This is a genomic window from Roseateles sp. GW835-FHT13E02, from assembly GCF_058794035.1.
On the sequence record NZ_JBXAGJ010000002.1, the window covers coordinates 87,845 to 104,618 of the forward strand.

Annotated in this window: 16 protein-coding genes; 8 read left to right on the plus strand and 8 right to left on the minus strand. The window is 58.2% G+C overall.

Going from position 1 to position 16,774, the window contains the following annotated elements; translation table 11 throughout:
• Positions 1-52: 52 nt before the first annotated feature.
• From AC1Q6P_RS02155 to rfbC, 5 genes are read left to right on the plus strand one after another with little or no spacing between them, the layout of a single operon-like run.
• Entirely contained in the window at positions 53-1,333 is a 1,281-nt protein-coding gene (locus AC1Q6P_RS02155) for a nucleotide sugar dehydrogenase (RefSeq protein ID WP_492662834.1), read from the plus strand.
• A 39-nt stretch (positions 1,334-1,372) separates the two neighbouring features.
• Positions 1,373-2,431 carry a dTDP-glucose 4,6-dehydratase gene (gene rfbB, locus AC1Q6P_RS02160; protein ID WP_492662835.1) on the plus strand — a complete coding sequence of 353 codons (1,059 nt, stop codon included), beginning with the start codon at positions 1,373-1,375 and terminating at the stop codon, positions 2,429-2,431.
• Between the two features lie 4 nt (positions 2,432-2,435).
• Positions 2,436-3,317 (plus strand): dTDP-4-dehydrorhamnose reductase, encoded by an 882-nt coding sequence (rfbD, locus tag AC1Q6P_RS02165; RefSeq protein ID WP_492662836.1) that lies wholly within the window; start codon positions 2,436-2,438, stop codon positions 3,315-3,317.
• A gap of 56 nt (positions 3,318-3,373) precedes the next feature.
• Positions 3,374-4,267 carry a glucose-1-phosphate thymidylyltransferase RfbA gene (rfbA, locus tag AC1Q6P_RS02170; protein ID WP_492662837.1) on the plus strand — a complete coding sequence of 298 codons (894 nt, stop codon included), beginning with the start codon at positions 3,374-3,376 and terminating at the stop codon, positions 4,265-4,267.
• Between the two features lie 11 nt (positions 4,268-4,278).
• Entirely contained in the window at positions 4,279-4,833 is a 555-nt protein-coding gene (gene rfbC / locus AC1Q6P_RS02175; RefSeq protein WP_102769562.1) for a dTDP-4-dehydrorhamnose 3,5-epimerase, read from the plus strand.
• A 114-nt stretch (positions 4,834-4,947) separates the two neighbouring features.
• On the opposite strand, the gene AC1Q6P_RS02180 is transcribed toward rfbC, so the two are convergent.
• Entirely contained in the window at positions 4,948-6,279 is a 1,332-nt protein-coding gene (locus AC1Q6P_RS02180; RefSeq protein WP_492662838.1) for a UDP-glucose dehydrogenase family protein, read from the minus strand.
• Positions 6,280-6,488: 209 nt separating this feature from the next.
• Positions 6,489-7,496, minus strand: a complete 1,008-nt coding sequence (locus AC1Q6P_RS02185) for an NAD-dependent epimerase (RefSeq protein WP_102767566.1) — start codon at positions 7,494-7,496, stop codon at positions 6,489-6,491.
• Between the two features lie 303 nt (positions 7,497-7,799).
• Here AC1Q6P_RS02185 and wecB point away from each other — a divergent pair, with 303 nt between their 5' ends.
• Positions 7,800-8,915 (plus strand): non-hydrolyzing UDP-N-acetylglucosamine 2-epimerase, encoded by a 1,116-nt coding sequence (wecB, locus tag AC1Q6P_RS02190; protein ID WP_492662839.1) that lies wholly within the window; start codon positions 7,800-7,802, stop codon positions 8,913-8,915.
• Between the two features lie 407 nt (positions 8,916-9,322).
• Here the strand turns inward: wecB and AC1Q6P_RS02195 are convergent, their stop codons facing one another.
• Positions 9,323-9,925 carry a hypothetical protein gene (locus AC1Q6P_RS02195; protein WP_492662840.1) on the minus strand — a complete coding sequence of 201 codons (603 nt, stop codon included), beginning with the start codon at positions 9,923-9,925 and terminating at the stop codon, positions 9,323-9,325.
• 142 nt (positions 9,926-10,067) lie between these two features.
• Here AC1Q6P_RS02195 and AC1Q6P_RS02200 point away from each other — a divergent pair, with 142 nt between their 5' ends.
• Both AC1Q6P_RS02200 and AC1Q6P_RS02205 read left to right on the plus strand, forming a co-directional pair.
• Complete coding sequence (locus tag AC1Q6P_RS02200; RefSeq protein WP_492662841.1) at positions 10,068-10,751, plus strand: heparin lyase I family protein; 684 nt, start codon at positions 10,068-10,070, stop codon at positions 10,749-10,751.
• 228 nt (positions 10,752-10,979) lie between these two features.
• Positions 10,980-12,323 (plus strand): flippase, encoded by a 1,344-nt coding sequence (locus AC1Q6P_RS02205; protein ID WP_492662842.1) that lies wholly within the window; start codon positions 10,980-10,982, stop codon positions 12,321-12,323.
• 15 nt (positions 12,324-12,338) lie between these two features.
• On the opposite strand, the gene AC1Q6P_RS02210 is transcribed toward AC1Q6P_RS02205, so the two are convergent.
• The 5 genes from AC1Q6P_RS02210 to AC1Q6P_RS02230 form a co-directional block, all read right to left on the minus strand.
• Positions 12,339-13,475, minus strand: coding sequence for a glycosyltransferase family 4 protein (locus tag AC1Q6P_RS02210; protein WP_492662843.1), 1,137 nt, complete (start codon positions 13,473-13,475; stop codon positions 12,339-12,341).
• Positions 13,476-13,740: 265 nt separating this feature from the next.
• Positions 13,741-14,610 carry a hypothetical protein gene (locus AC1Q6P_RS02215; protein ID WP_492662844.1) on the minus strand — a complete coding sequence of 290 codons (870 nt, stop codon included), beginning with the start codon at positions 14,608-14,610 and terminating at the stop codon, positions 13,741-13,743.
• Between the two features lie 37 nt (positions 14,611-14,647).
• Entirely contained in the window at positions 14,648-15,739 is a 1,092-nt protein-coding gene (locus tag AC1Q6P_RS02220) for a Gfo/Idh/MocA family protein (protein ID WP_492662845.1), read from the minus strand.
• Positions 15,740-15,794: 55 nt separating this feature from the next.
• Entirely contained in the window at positions 15,795-16,286 is a 492-nt protein-coding gene (locus AC1Q6P_RS02225; protein ID WP_492662846.1) for a glycosyltransferase, read from the minus strand.
• Positions 16,283-16,747 carry a hypothetical protein gene (locus AC1Q6P_RS02230; protein WP_492662847.1) on the minus strand — a complete coding sequence of 155 codons (465 nt, stop codon included), beginning with the start codon at positions 16,745-16,747 and terminating at the stop codon, positions 16,283-16,285. The genes AC1Q6P_RS02225 and AC1Q6P_RS02230 overlap by 4 nt, the downstream gene beginning before the upstream one ends.
• Positions 16,748-16,774 lie beyond the last annotated feature (27 nt).

A 16,774-nucleotide genomic window follows, 5' to 3' on the forward strand; every position in this document is an offset into this window, starting at 1 on the left:
GCCGAACCTGCCGCGAGCGAGAGCCCGCTCACATTTTTCCTGAGTTTCCATCATGAGCATCATTGCCGTCGTCGGTCTGGGTTATGTCGGCCTGCCCCTGGTTGTGGAGTTTGGCAAGCACAGCCGCACCATCGGCTTTGATATTGCCAAGGACAAGGTCGCCAAATGCCAGGCCGGCACCGACCCCTCGCGCGAACTCGACGATGCCGAAATGGCCTTGGCCGTGCACGCCGAGTACAGCCACGACCCGGCCTGCCTCGCCGAAGCCGACGTCATCATCGTCGCCGTGCCCACGCCGGTGGACGAGGCTCATATCCCTGACTTCAAGCCCCTGATCGGCTCCAGCACCAGCGTGGGCCGCCACATGAAGAAGGGCGCCATCGTCGTGTACGAGAGCACCGTCTATCCCGGTGCGACCGAAGAGGTCTGCATCCCCGTGCTGGAGCGCGAGTCGGGTCTGAAATGGAAGCAGGACTTCTTTGTCGGTTACAGCCCCGAGCGCATCAACCCGGGCGACAAGGAGCACACGCTGACCAAGATCCTGAAGATCGTCTCCGGCGACACCCCGCAGACCTTGGACACGGTCGCGCAAGTCTACGAGCGCATCATCAAGCCGGGCGTGCACCGTGCCGCCAGCATCAAGGTGGCCGAGGCCGCCAAGGTGATCGAGAACACCCAGCGCGACCTGAACATTGCGCTGATGAACGAACTGGCCATCATCTTCGACAAGATCGGCATCGACACCAGCGAAGTTCTGGAGGCCGCCGGCACGAAGTGGAACTTCCTGAAGTTCAAGCCGGGCCTGGTCGGCGGCCACTGCATTGGCGTGGACCCTTATTACCTGACCCACAAGGCCGACATGCTGGGCTATCACCCTCAAGTCATCCTGGCCGGCCGGCGCATCAACGATGGCATGGGCAAATTCATTGCTGAACAAACCATCAAGCAGATGATCGCGGCCGGCTCCCCCATCAAGGGTGCCAAGGTCAATGTGCTGGGCCTGACCTTCAAGGAAGACTGTGCCGACCTGCGCAACTCCAAAGTCATCGACATCATTCGTGAGCTGCAAAGCTACGGGGTTGAGGTGAGCGTCACCGACCCAGATGCCGATCCTGAGGAAGCGGTTCATGAGTACGGCGTGCGCCCGGTCACTTGGGCCGAGTTGCCACGTGCCGATGCCATCGTCGCGGCCGTGGCACACAAAGGTTACAAACAACTGAAAGTGTCGGACCTGACCAGCAAGCTAAACCCTGGGGGGGTGTTTGTTGATGTCAAGGCCGCATTTGACCAGAAAGCCCTGGCTGAATCGGGTTTACGCGTTTGGCGGCTGTAGTAGCCTGAAGGCCATTCGTGGCTTTTGCAGGTAGGCAGCATGACCATCCTCGTCACCGGCGGCGCCGGTTTCATCGGCAGTAACTTCGTGCTCGATTGGCTGGCCCAGTCCGATGAGACAGTGGTCAATCTCGATGTGCTGAGCTACGCCGGCAATCGCGAGAACCTCGCCTCCTTACAAGGTGACTCCCGACACGTCTTCGTTCACGGCGACATCTGCGACCGCGCCTTGGTGGACCGCCTGCTGGCCGAACACCAGCCCCGAGCGCTCGTGCATTTCGCGGCCGAAAGCCATGTCGACCGGTCGATCAGCGGCCCGGGTGCCTTCATGCGCACCAATATCGAGGGCACCTACACCTTGCTGGAGGCCAGCCGCCAATATTGGTCGGGCCTGAACGAGGAGGCCAAGGCGGCCTTTCGGTTTCACCATGTCTCCACCGACGAGGTCTACGGCAGCCTGGGCCCGCAAGACCCGGCATTCGCGGAGACCAAGACCTACGAGCCGAACAGCCCCTACTCGGCCAGCAAGGCGGCCAGCGACCATTTGGTGCGGGCCTGGCACCACACCTACGGCCTGCCGGTGCTGACCACCAACTGCAGCAACAACTACGGCCCCTATCACTTCCCCGAGAAGCTGATCCCGCTGATGATCGTCAATGCGCTGGCCGGCAAGCCCTTGCCGGTGTACGGCGATGGCCAGCAGATCCGCGATTGGCTCTTTGTCACTGACCATGCCTCCGCCATCCGCGCCGTGATCGCTGGCGGCCGCGTGGGCGAAACCTACAACATCGGCGGCTGGAACGAGATGGCGAACATCGACATCGTCAAAACCGTCTGCGCTTTGCTGGATGAGTTGCGTCCTGACCCCGCCGGCCCCTACAGCCGCCTGATCACCTACGTCAAAGACCGTCCCGGCCATGACCGCCGCTATGCCATCGACGCCCGCAAGGTCGAGCGCGAACTCGGCTGGCGCCCGGCCGAAACCTTTGCCAGCGGCATCCGCAAGACCGTGCACTGGTACCTCGACCACCCAGACTGGGTGGCACGCGTGCAGAGCGGTGCCTACCGCGACTGGGTCTCCCAGCAGTACGGAGCCTGAGGCCGTGCGCATCCTCTTGCTCGGCAAGAATGGCCAGGTCGGATGGGAGTTGCAGCGCGCGCTTAGCCCGCTGGGTGAGCTGATCGCCCTGGATCGCCGCGAGGGCGGCGATCTGGCCGACAGCACGTCCTTGCAGGCCACAGTGCAACGCATCGCGCCCCAGCTGATCGTCAATGCCGCGGCCTACACGGCAGTGGACAAGGCCGAGAGCGAGCCCGAGTTGGCCCACCAGATCAACGCCGCCGCACCAGGGCTGTTGGCCACCGAAGCCGCCCGCCTGGGTGCGCTGCTGGTGCACTACAGCACGGATTACGTCTTCGATGGCACAGGTGATCAGCCCCGCGACGAAGCGGCTGACACGGCACCGCTGAGCGTCTATGGCGCCAGCAAATTGGCCGGCGAACACGCCATCCGCGCCAGTGCTTGCCAGCACCTGATCCTGCGCACCAGCTGGGTCTATGCGGCCCGCGGCGGGAATTTCGCCAAGACCATGCTGAGGCTGGCAAGCGAGCGCGAACAGCTCAAGGTCATTGCCGACCAGATGGGCGCCCCCACGGGCGCCGACCTCTTGGCCGACCTCACGGCCCATATGACCAGAGCCACGCTGACGAGTCCGAGCTTGAGCGGCACTTACCACGCTGTGGCGGCAGGCGAAACCAGCTGGCATGCCTATGCCAGCCATGTCATTGCGACCGCCCGCCGGCAAGGCCACTCGCTGCGAGTGGCGGCCGATCAAGTGCTGCCCATCCCCACCAGCGACTACCCCACACCCGCACGCCGACCCTTGAATTCGCGCCTCTCGACAGCCAAACTCCAGAAGAACTTTGACCTTCGACTGCCGGACTGGACCGCCGGCGTCGACCGCATGCTGGCCGAGATCCTCTAACCCCATACTCGCGCTGCCCGCAGCCCAAGGGCGGGCCGCACATCTGGAGCTACACCATGAGTTCATCCAAGAATCGCAAGGGCATCATTCTGGCCGGTGGCTCGGGCACACGCCTGCACCCCGCCACCATGGCGATGAGCAAGCAGCTGCTGCCCGTGTACGACAAGCCCATGGTGTACTACCCCTTGAGCACGCTGATGCTGGCAGGCATCCGCGACATCCTGCTGATCAGCACGCCACAGGACATCCCTCGCTTCGAGGCCTTGCTCGGTGATGGGCAGCGCTGGGGGCTGAACATCAGCTATTGCGTACAGCCCAGCCCCGACGGCCTGGCTCAGGCTTTCATCTTGGGTCGCCAGTTCCTAGGCGGCGCGCCGAGCGCCTTGGTCCTTGGGGACAACATTTTTTACGGCAACGACTTCCAAAGTCTGCTGCAACATGCGGACAGCACAAAAACTGGAGCGACCGTTTTTGCATACCACGTCAACGACCCGGAACGTTATGGCGTCGTGGAGTTCGACGGCCAGCTGCGCGCATTGTCAATCGAGGAAAAGCCCGCTCACCCGAAAAGCAACTACGCCGTAACGGGTCTCTACTTTTACGACGAGCAAGTGTGCGACATCGCAGCGAGCATCCGTCCAAGTGCCCGTGGGGAACTGGAGATCACGGATGTCAATGCACACTATTTGTCACGAGATCAGTTGCAAGTGGAAATGATGGGACGTGGCTATGCCTGGCTGGACACCGGAACTCATGACAGTTTGCTGGAGGCTGGCCAGTTCATTGCCACTCTCGAGAAGCGGCAAGGACTCAAGGTGTCTTGCCCGGAAGAAATAGCTTTCCGCGCTGGCTGGATCGACGCCGAGCAATTGGCTGTCATGGCAAGAACCATGGCCAAGAATGGCTATGGGCAGTACCTGCAGCGGCTTTTGACAGATCGCCCCTATTGAGCACCCGCATCATGAAAGCCTGTCCGACCCATTTGCCTGATGTGCTGTTGATCGAACCGCGCGTCTTCGGTGATTCGCGTGGCTTCTTTGCCGAAACTTGGAACCAAGACGTCTTCAATCAGACCGTGGGCCAGAACATTCGATTTGTTCAGGACAATCACTCCCGTTCCGCACGAGGCGTTCTCCGCGGCCTGCATTTCCAATTGCCGCCCCATGCCCAGGGCAAGCTGGTGCGCTGCGTGGCGGGCGCGGTGTTTGATGTGGCCGTAGACATCCGCCGGTCCAGCCCCAATTTCGGGCGCTGGGTGGGCGTCGAATTGAGCGCCGACAACCACAAGCAGTTGTGGATTCCACCCGGATTTGCCCACGGCTTCCTGGTGCTCAGCGAGAGTGCTGACTTTCTCTACAAGACCACCGACACCTACGCGCCTCAGGCCGAAGGTGCTGTGCGTTGGGATGACCCTGAGATTGGGATCGCATGGCCAGATGTTGGCGCAGCGCCCCTGCTGGCAGACAAAGACCTGAAAGCTCCACTGCTGGCCGACGCGCCGCGGCTGTTCGACTGACGCGCCATCAAGCCCACCAAGCTCAATCGCTGAACCTGTCCTTCCCTTCGAGTGCGCGGCCCGTACTCAGCGTCATGAGTCAGGGCTTGCTCGAGCGGGGTAGATCCAAGCTTGTCAAAGCGACAGCCCGCGGCCAATCGCAAAGTGCTCGAAGCCCAGTGTCTTCATGAGAGCGGGCTCCCATTGATTGCGGCCATCAAAAACCACGGGCTGCTTCAGTGAGCGCTTGATTCCGTCGAAATCCGGCGTTCGGAACTCTTTCCACTCGGTGATCAAGAGCAGGGCGTCAGCCCCCTCAAGCGCAGCCTCCGCACTGGGGCACAGCTGCAGTCCGCTGTGATCACCCAGCAGGCGTTGAGCCTCCGGCATGGCCACGGGATCGTAGGCCGCCAGGGTGGCGCCGCGCCGCAGCAACTCCTGGACGATGACCAGGGCTGGCGCCTCGCGCATATCGTCGGTATTGGGCTTGAAGGCCAGGCCCCACAGAGCGAAATGGCGGCCCGTCAAGTCGGAGCCAAAGCGTGACACGACCTTGTCCACCAAGAGGAGCTTCTGTCGCTCGTTGGCCTGCTCCACGGCGGTCAGCACGCGCAGCGGGATGCCTTCATCTTCTGCCGCACGAATCAAGGCCTTGACGTCCTTGGGGAAGCAAGATCCCCCATAACCCGCGCCGGCATACAGAAAGCTGTAGCCGATGCGCGGGTCGGAGCCGATGCCGCGGCGCACCAGCTCGATGTCCGCGCCGACTTTCTCTGCCAGCAGCGCCATCTCGTTCATGAAGCTGATGCGGGTGGCCAGCATGGCATTGGCGGCGTACTTGGTGAACTCGGCACTGCGCAGATCCATCACGATCATGCGGTCATGGTTGCGCGTGAAGGGCGAGTACAGCGCCCGCATGAAAAGCGTGGCCTGTTCATCATCCGAGCCGACGATGATGCGGTCCGGTTTCATGAAGTCTTCGACCGCAGCGCCCTCCTTGAGGAACTCCGGGTTGGAGACCACCGAGAAGTTCAGGTTGGAGCCGCGCTTGGCCAACTCTTCCGCCACAGCGGCACGCACACGATCGGCCGTGCCCACGGGCACCGTGCTCTTGTCGACAATGACCTTGTAGTCGGTCATGCGCTGGCCGATGGAGCGCGCGGCCGCCAGCACGTATTGAAGATCGGCCGAACCATCTTCATCGGGCGGCGTGCCGACGCCAATGAACATGATGGTGCCGTGGTTGACCGCTCGATCGATGTCGGTGGTGAACTGCAGCCGGCCCGCAGCCACATTGCGGCGCACGATGTCCAGCAAGCCCGGCTCGTGAATGGGGATCTGGCCCTCGTTGAGGATGCGAATTTTTTCCGGATTCACATCCAGACAAACGACATGGTTGCCCATCTCGGCCAGGCAGGCGCCCGTAACCAGACCCACATAACCCGTGCCAATGGCGGTGACTTTCATTCGGCGGCCTTGTCTTTCCTGATGTTTCGCGAAGTGGCTTGGCGACGCGCTAGCGTAGCGCCTGGTTCCGGTTTTAACCGCGAAATATGAAGGCCTGATGAGCCATTCGGACGAGGATCAAAGCCAAGAAGTAAAAGAAAGCCCGCCGGCGCGAACGCGGGCGGGCTTGGCTTGTGATGCAGCCACTCGGGCTGCGGCCTGGACGGGCCTCAGACCTTGAAGTAGTCGCGGTACCAGGCCACGAACTTGGCAACACCGTCCGGCACCGGCATGGCCGGGCGGAAGTTGGTCCAGGCGGCCAACTCTTCGACATCCGCATGCGTGGCGGGCACATCACCGTCTTGCAGCGGCATGAAATTCTTGATCGCTTCGCGACCCACCGCCTTCTCAATCGCCTCGATGAAGGCCATCAACTGGATCGGCGCGTGGTTGCCGATGTTGAACACGCGGTAGGGCGCGTTGGAGTGGGCCGGGTCGCTCTTGTCGGAGTCGTAGCCTGGCTCCGGCGTGGCCGGGCGGTCCAGCACGCGCACCACGCCTTCGGCGATGTCGTCGATGTAGGTGAAGTCACGGATCATCTTGCCGTGATTGAAGACATTGATCGGCTTGCCTTCGATGATGGCCTTGGTGAACAGGAACAGGGCCATGTCCGGGCGACCCCAGGGGCCGTAGACCGTGAAGAAGCGCAGGCCGGTGGTGGGCAGGCGGAACAGATGGCTGTAGGTGTGGGCCATCAGCTCATTGGCCTTTTTGGTGGCGGCATACAGGCTGACCGGGTGGTCGACACTGTGGTGCTCGGAGAAAGGCATCAAGGTGTTGCCGCCGTACACGCTGGAACTGGAGGCATAGGCCAGATGCTGCACACCGTTGTGGCGGCAGCCTTCCAGGATGTTGGTGAAGCCGACGATATTGCTGTCGATGTAGGCGTGGGGGTTCTCGATCGAGTAGCGCACACCGGCCTGGGCGGCCAGGTGGACCACCCGGTCGAACTTGTGATCCTTGAAGAGCTTCTCGATGCCGGGGCGGTCCGCCACATCCATCTTCACGAACTCGAAACCGGGCTTGCCGGTCAACCGAGCGAGGCGGTTGTGCTTCAGCGTCGGGTCGTAGTAATCGTTCAGATTGTCCAGGCCGACCACCTGGTCGCCTCGCGCCAGGAGGATCTGGCTGACATGCATGCCGATGAAGCCGGCGGCGCCGGTGACGAGTACTTTCACAAAATCTCCTGGTTCATGTGCGGGGCCGCGAGTCTCGGCCAGGGCGCTTGCGCCAACATGAGCCCATATGGCGCCGTCGGCGGTCAGCGCGCATTCTCGCCGACAAGTGCTGTGCTTGATGCCTCGTGAGGGCTGCGCGCCCGGCAAAATCACCAGCAACCACTCAAGTTAGGGAGTTGCGGCGTGCCGAGCCGGGCTGTCGCTTGACGGCAACTTGCCGCCCCTAGAATCTGCCGCACTTGCCCGCGTTCATACCACTCCCTTGAACCTGAAGCGGGCTGACCTCCAACGAGACGCCGCCACATGACCTCCACCGCCCTGCCCTGCATCCACCTGATCGCGGGCGCCCGACCCAATTTCATGAAGATCGCCCCCATCGTGCGGGCCCTGCAGGCCAGCGGCCGCCTGAGCTGGAAGATCATCCACACCGGCCAGCACTACGACCGGGACATGAATGATGTGTTCTTCGAAGAGCTGGGCATTCCGGCGCCTGATGTGCGCCTGGGCTGCGGCGGCGGCAGCCATGCCGACCAGACCGGCAAGATCATGCTGGCTTACGAGCAATTGGTGAATGCAGAAAAGCCGGCCGCCTGCCTGGTCGTCGGCGACGTCAATTCCACCCTGGCCTGCTCCATCGTGGCCAAGAAAGCCGGTGTGCCTGTGGCCCATGTGGAAGCAGGCCTGCGCAGTGGCGACATGAGCATGCCGGAAGAGATCAACCGGCTGGTGACCGATGCCATCAGCGACTGGTACTTTGTCACCGAGCCCAGCGGCACCCAGCACTTGCAGCGCGAAGGCAAGGACATGAGCACGGTCTTCGATGTCGGCCATGTGATGGTGGACAACGTGTTGTTCCAAGCCGAGAAGCTCAAGTCCCAGGACACCTCGGTCCTGGAAAGCGACGCGTACAAGCGCCAGCACAGCCGCTATGGGGTCGTCACCTTGCATCGCCCGAGCAATGTGGACAGTGCTGAAGCCCTGGAGCGCATCGCCACGGTCCTGCGCACCGTCTCGGCCGAAATCCCGCTGGTCTTTCCAGTCCATCCCCGCACCCGCGCCAATATCGAGAAGTTCGGCGTGCAACTGGGCGCCAACGTCACCCTGATGGGCCCGCAGGCCTACATGTCCTTCCTCCACCTCTGGAAGGATGCCGCCCTGGTGCTCACCGACAGCGGCGGCCTGCAGGAAGAGACCACCGCCCTCGGCGTGCCCTGCATCACCATGCGCGAGAACACGGAGCGTCCCGTCACGGTGGACGAAGGCAGCAACGTGCTGGCAGGCACGGACCCGAACGTGATCATCCCCTTGGCACTCGAAACACTGAAGACGGGCGGCAAACGCGGCCGGCGGCCGGCCTTGTGGGACGGAAAGTCCGCAGAGCGGATCGTAAGAATACTCGCAGACAAGCTTGACGTATAACAAGTCAGCTCTATCAGACAGGTGAGCCTGCTCTCCATGCACCTTAACACCCTTGAAATTGGGCACGCCAGGTGCCGGCTCAGCGCGGGGCACTCAAACTCTCAACGACTCCAAGCAAATCAAGAGAGATTGATTTGCAAGCCGAACAAGTACGTTGACGGTGCGCTCAGTTCAAAGAGCACGGGCCAAAGCGACGGAAACCCCATTAACTCAAGTAAAGAAGAGAAGTGCCGATGTATTCCGGACGGGCCGCACCGTCCGCTTGTCAGCCAACTCGCCCGTATGGTGAGCTAGCTGCGGTGAGTGTCGCGCCTCACGCGCCAGTTCCTGGCGACTTCATACGAGGCCCAACACACCATGCAATACAGCGCTCACCCTTCTGGAGTCAAGAGCCCCCAGAGCCGCCATCACATGATCGCTCTCGCAATCACGGCCCAACTGGCCGCATGCGGCGGAGGATCAGGCGCCGACGCACCCGAGAAATCCACTGCACAAATCGCCCCAAGTTCAGCAGCCGCTGCATCGAACGCGAAGGCCGATTCTGTTGCTGAAGCCAGCAGCGCAGCATCCGCATCTGAAGCGAGTGCTTCTGGCACACCAAACACAAATGGAAATGCAACGTCGAGCATTCTGGCTGCACGGACCGAAAGTTCAGTCACAAGTGCTGCGGCACAGCCCGCGATTGCATCTTCGAGTGCAAGCGCCGCAAAAACCGAGCAGAAGGCCAATTCAGGCGCCAATCCCAACCTCACGGCAGCCGTCAAGCCTTCGACACCAGACAACTCGGCAAATAAGCCAAGCAACACCTCTCTGTCCCCAGTCTCCCAGCCATCATCGTTTGCAGTGCCCAACCCCGCAATCAATGACAGCCAGAACTCGGCAAGCTTGGCCAGTACAAAACCTGAATCAACAAATGCTGCCGACGTAGCCAACCTTGCAGCCAACCCAGCGCCAGCCATCACCGGACAAAGAAGCACACCCAGTGCAAAGCCGGTAAATACCAATGACATCTTTGCTCAAGTTGATACGAGAAACACTTTCAAAAGCTATGGATGGCTTTGGTCAGTGGAATGCGCTGGAGTCGCAAAGGGGGCTATCGATGTTCCTGAAACTGGCATTCAAGGATCGGACCTAGGCCCTGGACTAGGGGCCATGCGTTTTGGCAAAGTCCCCGACCCCGATGCACCACAGCGCAAAGTGCTGCAATTCCGAGCAAATAAAGATGATGGACTACAAGCAGGTGCGCCACGATGCGAACTGAGTTTTTCTGCGACCCAACCGGGTCGACTTGAGATCGGCAGAGAATTCTGGTTTGGCTTTGGAATAAGACTGGACAAATGGATCAATACGCCAGAAGAACAAATAGTCGCGCAGATTCATCAATCCGATGGCTCCATTCCTCTGAATCCAATATTTGCGCTGTCCGTGATTGGCGACAGATTCAGCCTGTACTACAGAAACAATGCCAACTCTGTTGTCACCAAGGCGAGCACAACATCGATTGATGGCTGGAGCAGCAAGGGCCTGCCAACAAAGGAATGGACCTACTTTGTCATAAAGGCAACTGTTTCTACCAATCCAAAAGACAGTCCACACCTGTTGGTATGGAAAGACGGGCTGCAGATCGTCAACTACATAGGCTCCTTCGGGTACAACACCCCTTCTGTTGCACCATTTGTAAAATTCGGACACTACCAATGGGGCGGCCCTGGTAACACATGGTCGGCAAATGCATCAACGAAAACCGTATTGATTCGAAATCCGACCTTTGTGCGAGCAAGCAGCAATGCAAACTATCAAGAAAGCGACATTCGAGTGTATGTCATGAACAACTAGCCTAAGATCCTTAGAAAAACGGCCGAGTCGACTCGGCCGTTTTTCATTGGTCCGGAGATACTCGAAACAAGCAATCAATGCCCGACTGAGTGCCGGCACAGCCCCTAGACTGCCCATGGCGTCATATTTCCAAGACAGTCGATCGGATTCACTGAACTCTCCACAAATTGACAAGCTCCTTCCGCTACATTAAGCAGCTTGGCAAGATCACATTGTCCTGACGCACCTATGTCCTCAAACACCCACATGCGAACGGTACTTATCAATATCGCTTGGCACTCCAGCGAGAAAGTCCTCCGCCTGTTCACGGGCCTTCTTGTTGGCCTATGGATTGCACGTTATCTGGGGCCAGAGAAGTACGGCAATTTCAACTACATCTACGCTTGGCTGGGCCTATTCAATGCAATTGCATGGCTAGGTGTCGGTGACACTGTGATGCGAGATTTGGTGAGAGATCGATCAGACGAAAACCGAATCATGGGCAGTGCACTGCTCGTTCGATTTACTGGATCCATTCTCGCCGTCATGCTTGCGCTGGCAGCCGGAAAGTGGATTCAAGGATTTGATGATACACAAATGCTGTTGCTGGCGATTTTGTGCTTTGGAGTGCCATTCGCCGAGATACCAGCAGGCATCACAATTTGGTTCACATCACATACCAATATAAAACCAGTCATTATCGGAAAAAACATCACCATGATCCTTGGTGCCACCATGCGGGCGGGAGTGATACTAAGTGGAGCAGGACTGATTGCCTTGATGTGGACCTTCAGCATTGAGGCCATCATCGGTTGCGCACTATTGATCGCAGCATACCAACTCAAAGGCATGAGGATTTCGACTTGGACCTATGACATCAGACACGCATTTTCAATGGTGGTAGCAGGCTTGCCAATTATCCTAAATGCCTTGATTGTGTCGATCAATGCAAAGCTAGACCAGCTTCTACTAGGACACTTCTCAGACATGGCTGCAGTTGGAATTTATGCTGCAGCACTCAGGTTTTCAGAAATATGGTGGATCATCCCACCTGTTCTGATGCAATCAATCGCCGCTCGCTACATTTACGCCAGCGATCTCGGTGAGAAACTCACCCACAACATGGCAAGAATTGTTGGCGCCATGTTTTTGATCTCTTTGTTACCGTGCGCGTTGGTGCTCATGGCCGGCACCCAGTCCATCGTACCCATCTTGGGCAAGAGCTATGCGGCGGCTGCGCCGATTTTGGTCATTCACATTTGGCTGGCAGTGCTGGTTTTCGTGGACGCCCCGATCAATCAGTATTTGCTCGCCACCAATCGATCACGCATCTTGGTGGTTAAATCGATTGTTCTACTCGTGAGTAATCTGGTTCTGGCTGCCATCCTGATTCCTCGCTTCGGACCGTCAGGCGCTGCACTGGCCGCCCTCATTGCCCAGACCCTGGTTGTCATCGGAATCCCTTTGATTCTGACTAGCCTATCGGACGTCAAGTCGATTTACTGGAGCGCCCTGCGAGCAATCCCAGAGTTGATCCTTGCTGGGGTTTCATGGGCAGGAAAGAAAATAAGCGCGAGAAAAAAACGTTCCTGAAACATCTTCCGGCGTTCAAAAGAGGGCCTCGTATCGACTGACAACTTCCATCCAATCCTGCGCATGAAAAGATGCCGCATGCGCCTCCGCAAACTGCATGCAGGCCGAATCAGTTGCAATTCGATGGAGCACAGCCAACATACCTTCTACCGTCAGTGCGAATCTCTGATTTTCTGGCAACAAATGCTGAAAAGCGGGTATATCACTTGCAAACACCGGAACACCTAAAGACAGGGCCTCCAACGCGATGATGGGATGCCCCTCACTCAGCGAGGGCATCAGTACAAGGTCGGTATTCGCAATCTCTTGATATAAGATTTCTTTCGCCTGGAATCCAAGCACTTCAATTGCTCCGGGAAACTTGAGGGCCAACGCGTACCAGACGCTGTCATGAGAGATTGGCCCGAGTATTCTGAATTTGAACGCTGAAGAAGCAGAGCAGATTGATTCAAGGGCTTGCTGCAGTATTGCACCACCCTTGACCTCTTTATCACCACCACAGAACAATACCAGCAGACCGTTTCTTTCGCTCCGACGGGGATTTCGGTCGGCGCGAAAGCTTGTGAGATAAGCTCGGTCGACACCATTCTCAATCACCAAGCTCCTCGCCTGCGCCTCTGGAATGACTTCAAGCAGCACCTTTTGAATGTGTGGAGAAACGCAGACCAACTGATCGCATTGCTCAAGCAAAGCTCCGAACTGATGGTGCGAATGGACATACCTCGCGGCATCAGGATCCAGGCTTAGCAAGCCATGAATTGAATAAACCAAGCGAAGATGCGCCTGACGCGACTTCAGTTGTACAGCCAAATACAAGTCATACATCAAATGCACACTGAGCGTATGGCAATCGTGCTTCGCCAAAAACTCTTCGATCTGCCCGAGCTTCGCCTGCAGGCGGAGTTTTAGTGGATCAAATAAGCGCTGCGCGTGAAAGATCAATGACGCAGCAATGCGGCTGGTTGGATAGATACGACCGACATCCAAGATCTGTACTGCAGGCACTTGCCTACGAAAGTATGGAGCAATCTCGCTATTCAAAACCAAGATCGCACGAAACTTCTGCGAATCCAGTCGAGAAACAATTTTTTCAACAACATGCTCCGCACCACCGATACCATCAGAGATAACAAGAAAGCAAACAGTTTTCATATCTTCAAAATTTGCCTCAGGCACCCCAAACTAAAATCGCAAAGGCAACACTCCAGACGGCAGCCACGCAACTCACCCGCGACATCTTGAAACCTGAATGCGCAGATAAAAACAAGGGTTTGCAAGGCAAGCAACCGCCTAGCAAACCCAAGTATTTCAGGGCTACACAACCAGATCAACTTATCTCAGATATCCTGCGCACGCAATGCATTTCTCGCGGACGAATGGTCTAATCGAGATAAAAAGCTTCTATTGACCACCTAACTTACGGGCGATGAACCCATAGTTCATCAATCAGCTGTTTGGTCTGCCGGATATTCGCACGACTAGATGCACCAAAAACGATGGACTCCATGTTGGGCAGCTTGCAAACATAGTCGATCGCTTCCTTGGGCGAGATTGCACCTGAAGCAAGCACCGACATGGCAACCGGACGGAATTTGCGTGTAGACAGCGTCTTTTCGTACAACTCGATTCCCCCGCACATGCGGAAACCAATCTTGTTGATGTTGGAGCAGATGATCGGATTCTCAATTCCCAGTTCATCCAGCACATCAAGCAAAGCAGGCGTATTCATGGTGATAAAGCCTGCCTCAGCGCCGTACTTGTTGCGCACATGATCGTGAAAGATGCGGAAGGCCTCCTTCATCCCGATGCCCAGCAACAAATCCGTGATCACGTTTTGCATGAAGATCACCGGCGTTTTCAAGCCGTGGAACATCTTCATTTCTGCATCGATCAGCAGTTGCAAGATCGCCTCGATGTCCTTGTTGGCCAAGGCCATTCCCCCCTTGAGCATGGCGCCGACGGCGCCGTCATCAGGCAAGAACTTGCGCAGCGCGTCGATCATGCCATGCTCGGTCACCGCATTGGCGTACTTGTGCGCGTAGGGCATGCAGGGGTAGAACTGGTAATCCGGATACTTGCTGGCGTTCGCACGGAAGTAGTCGCAGATCTGCTCCACCCGATCGTGGGTCGTGCACATGAAGGTTCGGATGCCTTCTTGGTAGGCTGCGTCCAGCACATCGATGATGGCCTGCAGGTCCTGGAAGCGCATCTGCTGCGCACGGGCTTTCTCTTCGGACATGTGGTTGACACCAAAAAACTGGTTGTCACCAAACAGGACGCGATCCATGGTGTTGTGATTTCCTTGCATAGATGGAGGCTCCGGCTCAGCCGAAGATGCGGGACAGCAGGCCCTTGGGCGCAGCAGCAGCAGAGACCAAAGGCGCGCCCGCGCCAGGATGGGCCGCAGAACCCTCTGCCAAGATCATGGCGACGACGCGGTCCGCATCCAAAGCGGATCGGAAGCTGTTCTGGCCATTGAGTCGCTTCTGCTCGCAGCTCTTGACGAAATAGTCGATCTGCGCCGAATACTCTTCGCCACGCAGGTAATACCAGACCTCTTCCGTCAGATCGGTCGTGTAACGCACGGTCCAACCAGCCTTCAGTTCGGGCAGCGCGGCAGCAGGTTCGCGCAGATAGATCTGACACTCCTGACGGTCAGCAGTGATCCGCCCATTGGTGCCCCAGACGGAAATCTTGGTGCTCATCTTGCGGAAGCTCTCGTCGCTCCAATTCACGCACAGCTGCCCGCTGGCGCCTGAGGCGTAATTGAGCGAGCAATACACCTCGTCCTCCACGTCGCGCGAGAAGACGCCATGCCGCACCACACCGCTCACCGAGCTGGGCGTGCCGGCAACGTAATTCACCAAATCGATGGCATGGCATGCATAGTCATACAAGGCACCGCCGCCCTCATTCTTGGCAGAGCGCCAAGTTCCACCTTTCGCTTTCAGCACCACAGGGCCATAGGCTTCAGCCCGGACATGATGAACTGTGCCCAGCGCACCCGACTGGACAATGCGAGCCGCCTCCTGGAAGGCGCCGACAAAGCGATAGTGGTAACCGACCTGCGTCACCAAGCCCTTGGCATCGGCCAGCGCAACCAAACGCTCACCATCTTGGACATCAAGCACAAAAGGCTTCTCGCAAAACACATGAAGGCCCTTCTCCAGGGCTTTCTGCACCATGGATGCGTGCAACTTGGACGGTGTGGCGATCAACACGGCGTCCAATTGCTCTTCAGCCAGCATGCGATCGAAATCGGCATAGCACTTCAGGCCCGTATGCTTGGACAAGACATCCGTCAAATATGCGGTGCTGTCGCACGCGGCGACCAATTGCACCTGCGGATGTGCCCTGACGATCGCAAGATGAGACAAGCCCATCTTGCCCAAGCCGATCATTCCGATGCGAACCACATTTTTTCCTTCCAGCGTTGAATTGAATCTCTGACACAGGGGCCTGCCCACCATGTCATCTATTGTCGAGTGCCTGCGTGACAAAGCGACGCAGACCGTCCAGCAAAGGCGCTGAGGCCTGAGGCAGAGCTTGTGGCCGCTCCATGACCATGGCCTCGGGAATGCGGAGCGCCAATTCCGACTCATCCTCGATCAGGCAGATCCCCGGCTTTCCGCGCAACCATTTGGCGGTTGCCTCCTGATGGGCACTGGTCACCTCGGCCAAGTGCACGCGCCGTGGCAGCAAGAGCAAAGGTTTACCAAGCTCTGCCGCAGTGATGACCGTGCCCATGCCCACATGGGAAATGATCAGGTCGCACCAACGGAAACGTTCGCGATATTCGGCCGGGGAAAGCATGGCCTGGCTCTCGAGATGGCGGGGGCGCCACTCTGAAACGCCGATCTGGGCAAAACCTTGGACCTCAGCTTGTTGCCCCGCCCAAGCATCGACGGCTTGCACCAAACGGTCGAAGGGCAACATGGAGCCCACCGTCACGAAAATCTTCATATGACACTGCCCCAGTACTGAGGTCCCTCAGGACGGGCCAAATGGGGCCACTGCGTCAACCACAAATCGGCAGTTCGTCCAGCGGTTCGTCCCGACAAGGACACCTCTTCCACATTGGCCACGCTGTCAATCCAAACCGTCTTGGCGCCAACCAGCAACTTGGCCAAACGCAAGGCAAGCAGCCCCGGCATTGAGCCGGTCGTGACAACAACCCTTGGCCGATACTTGAGCATCAGGTAGGTCAAGCCCAAGAGCGTGCGCGGAAGATTCCAACGATGCAGGCGGCTGACGTCCTGCACCCACTCAAATCGAGCTCCAGCAACATCCTCTGCGTAATAGGGCTTCACGCCCACAAACACGGGCTCCATGCCTTCGAAAGCAGGCCTCAAGCGCATCATTTGCGTCCAATGGCCTCCGCCAGAAGCGACCAGCATCACGGGCCGACCCTCATTCTTTTTCACGCTTCACCTCTTTGCCCGTCAATCGAA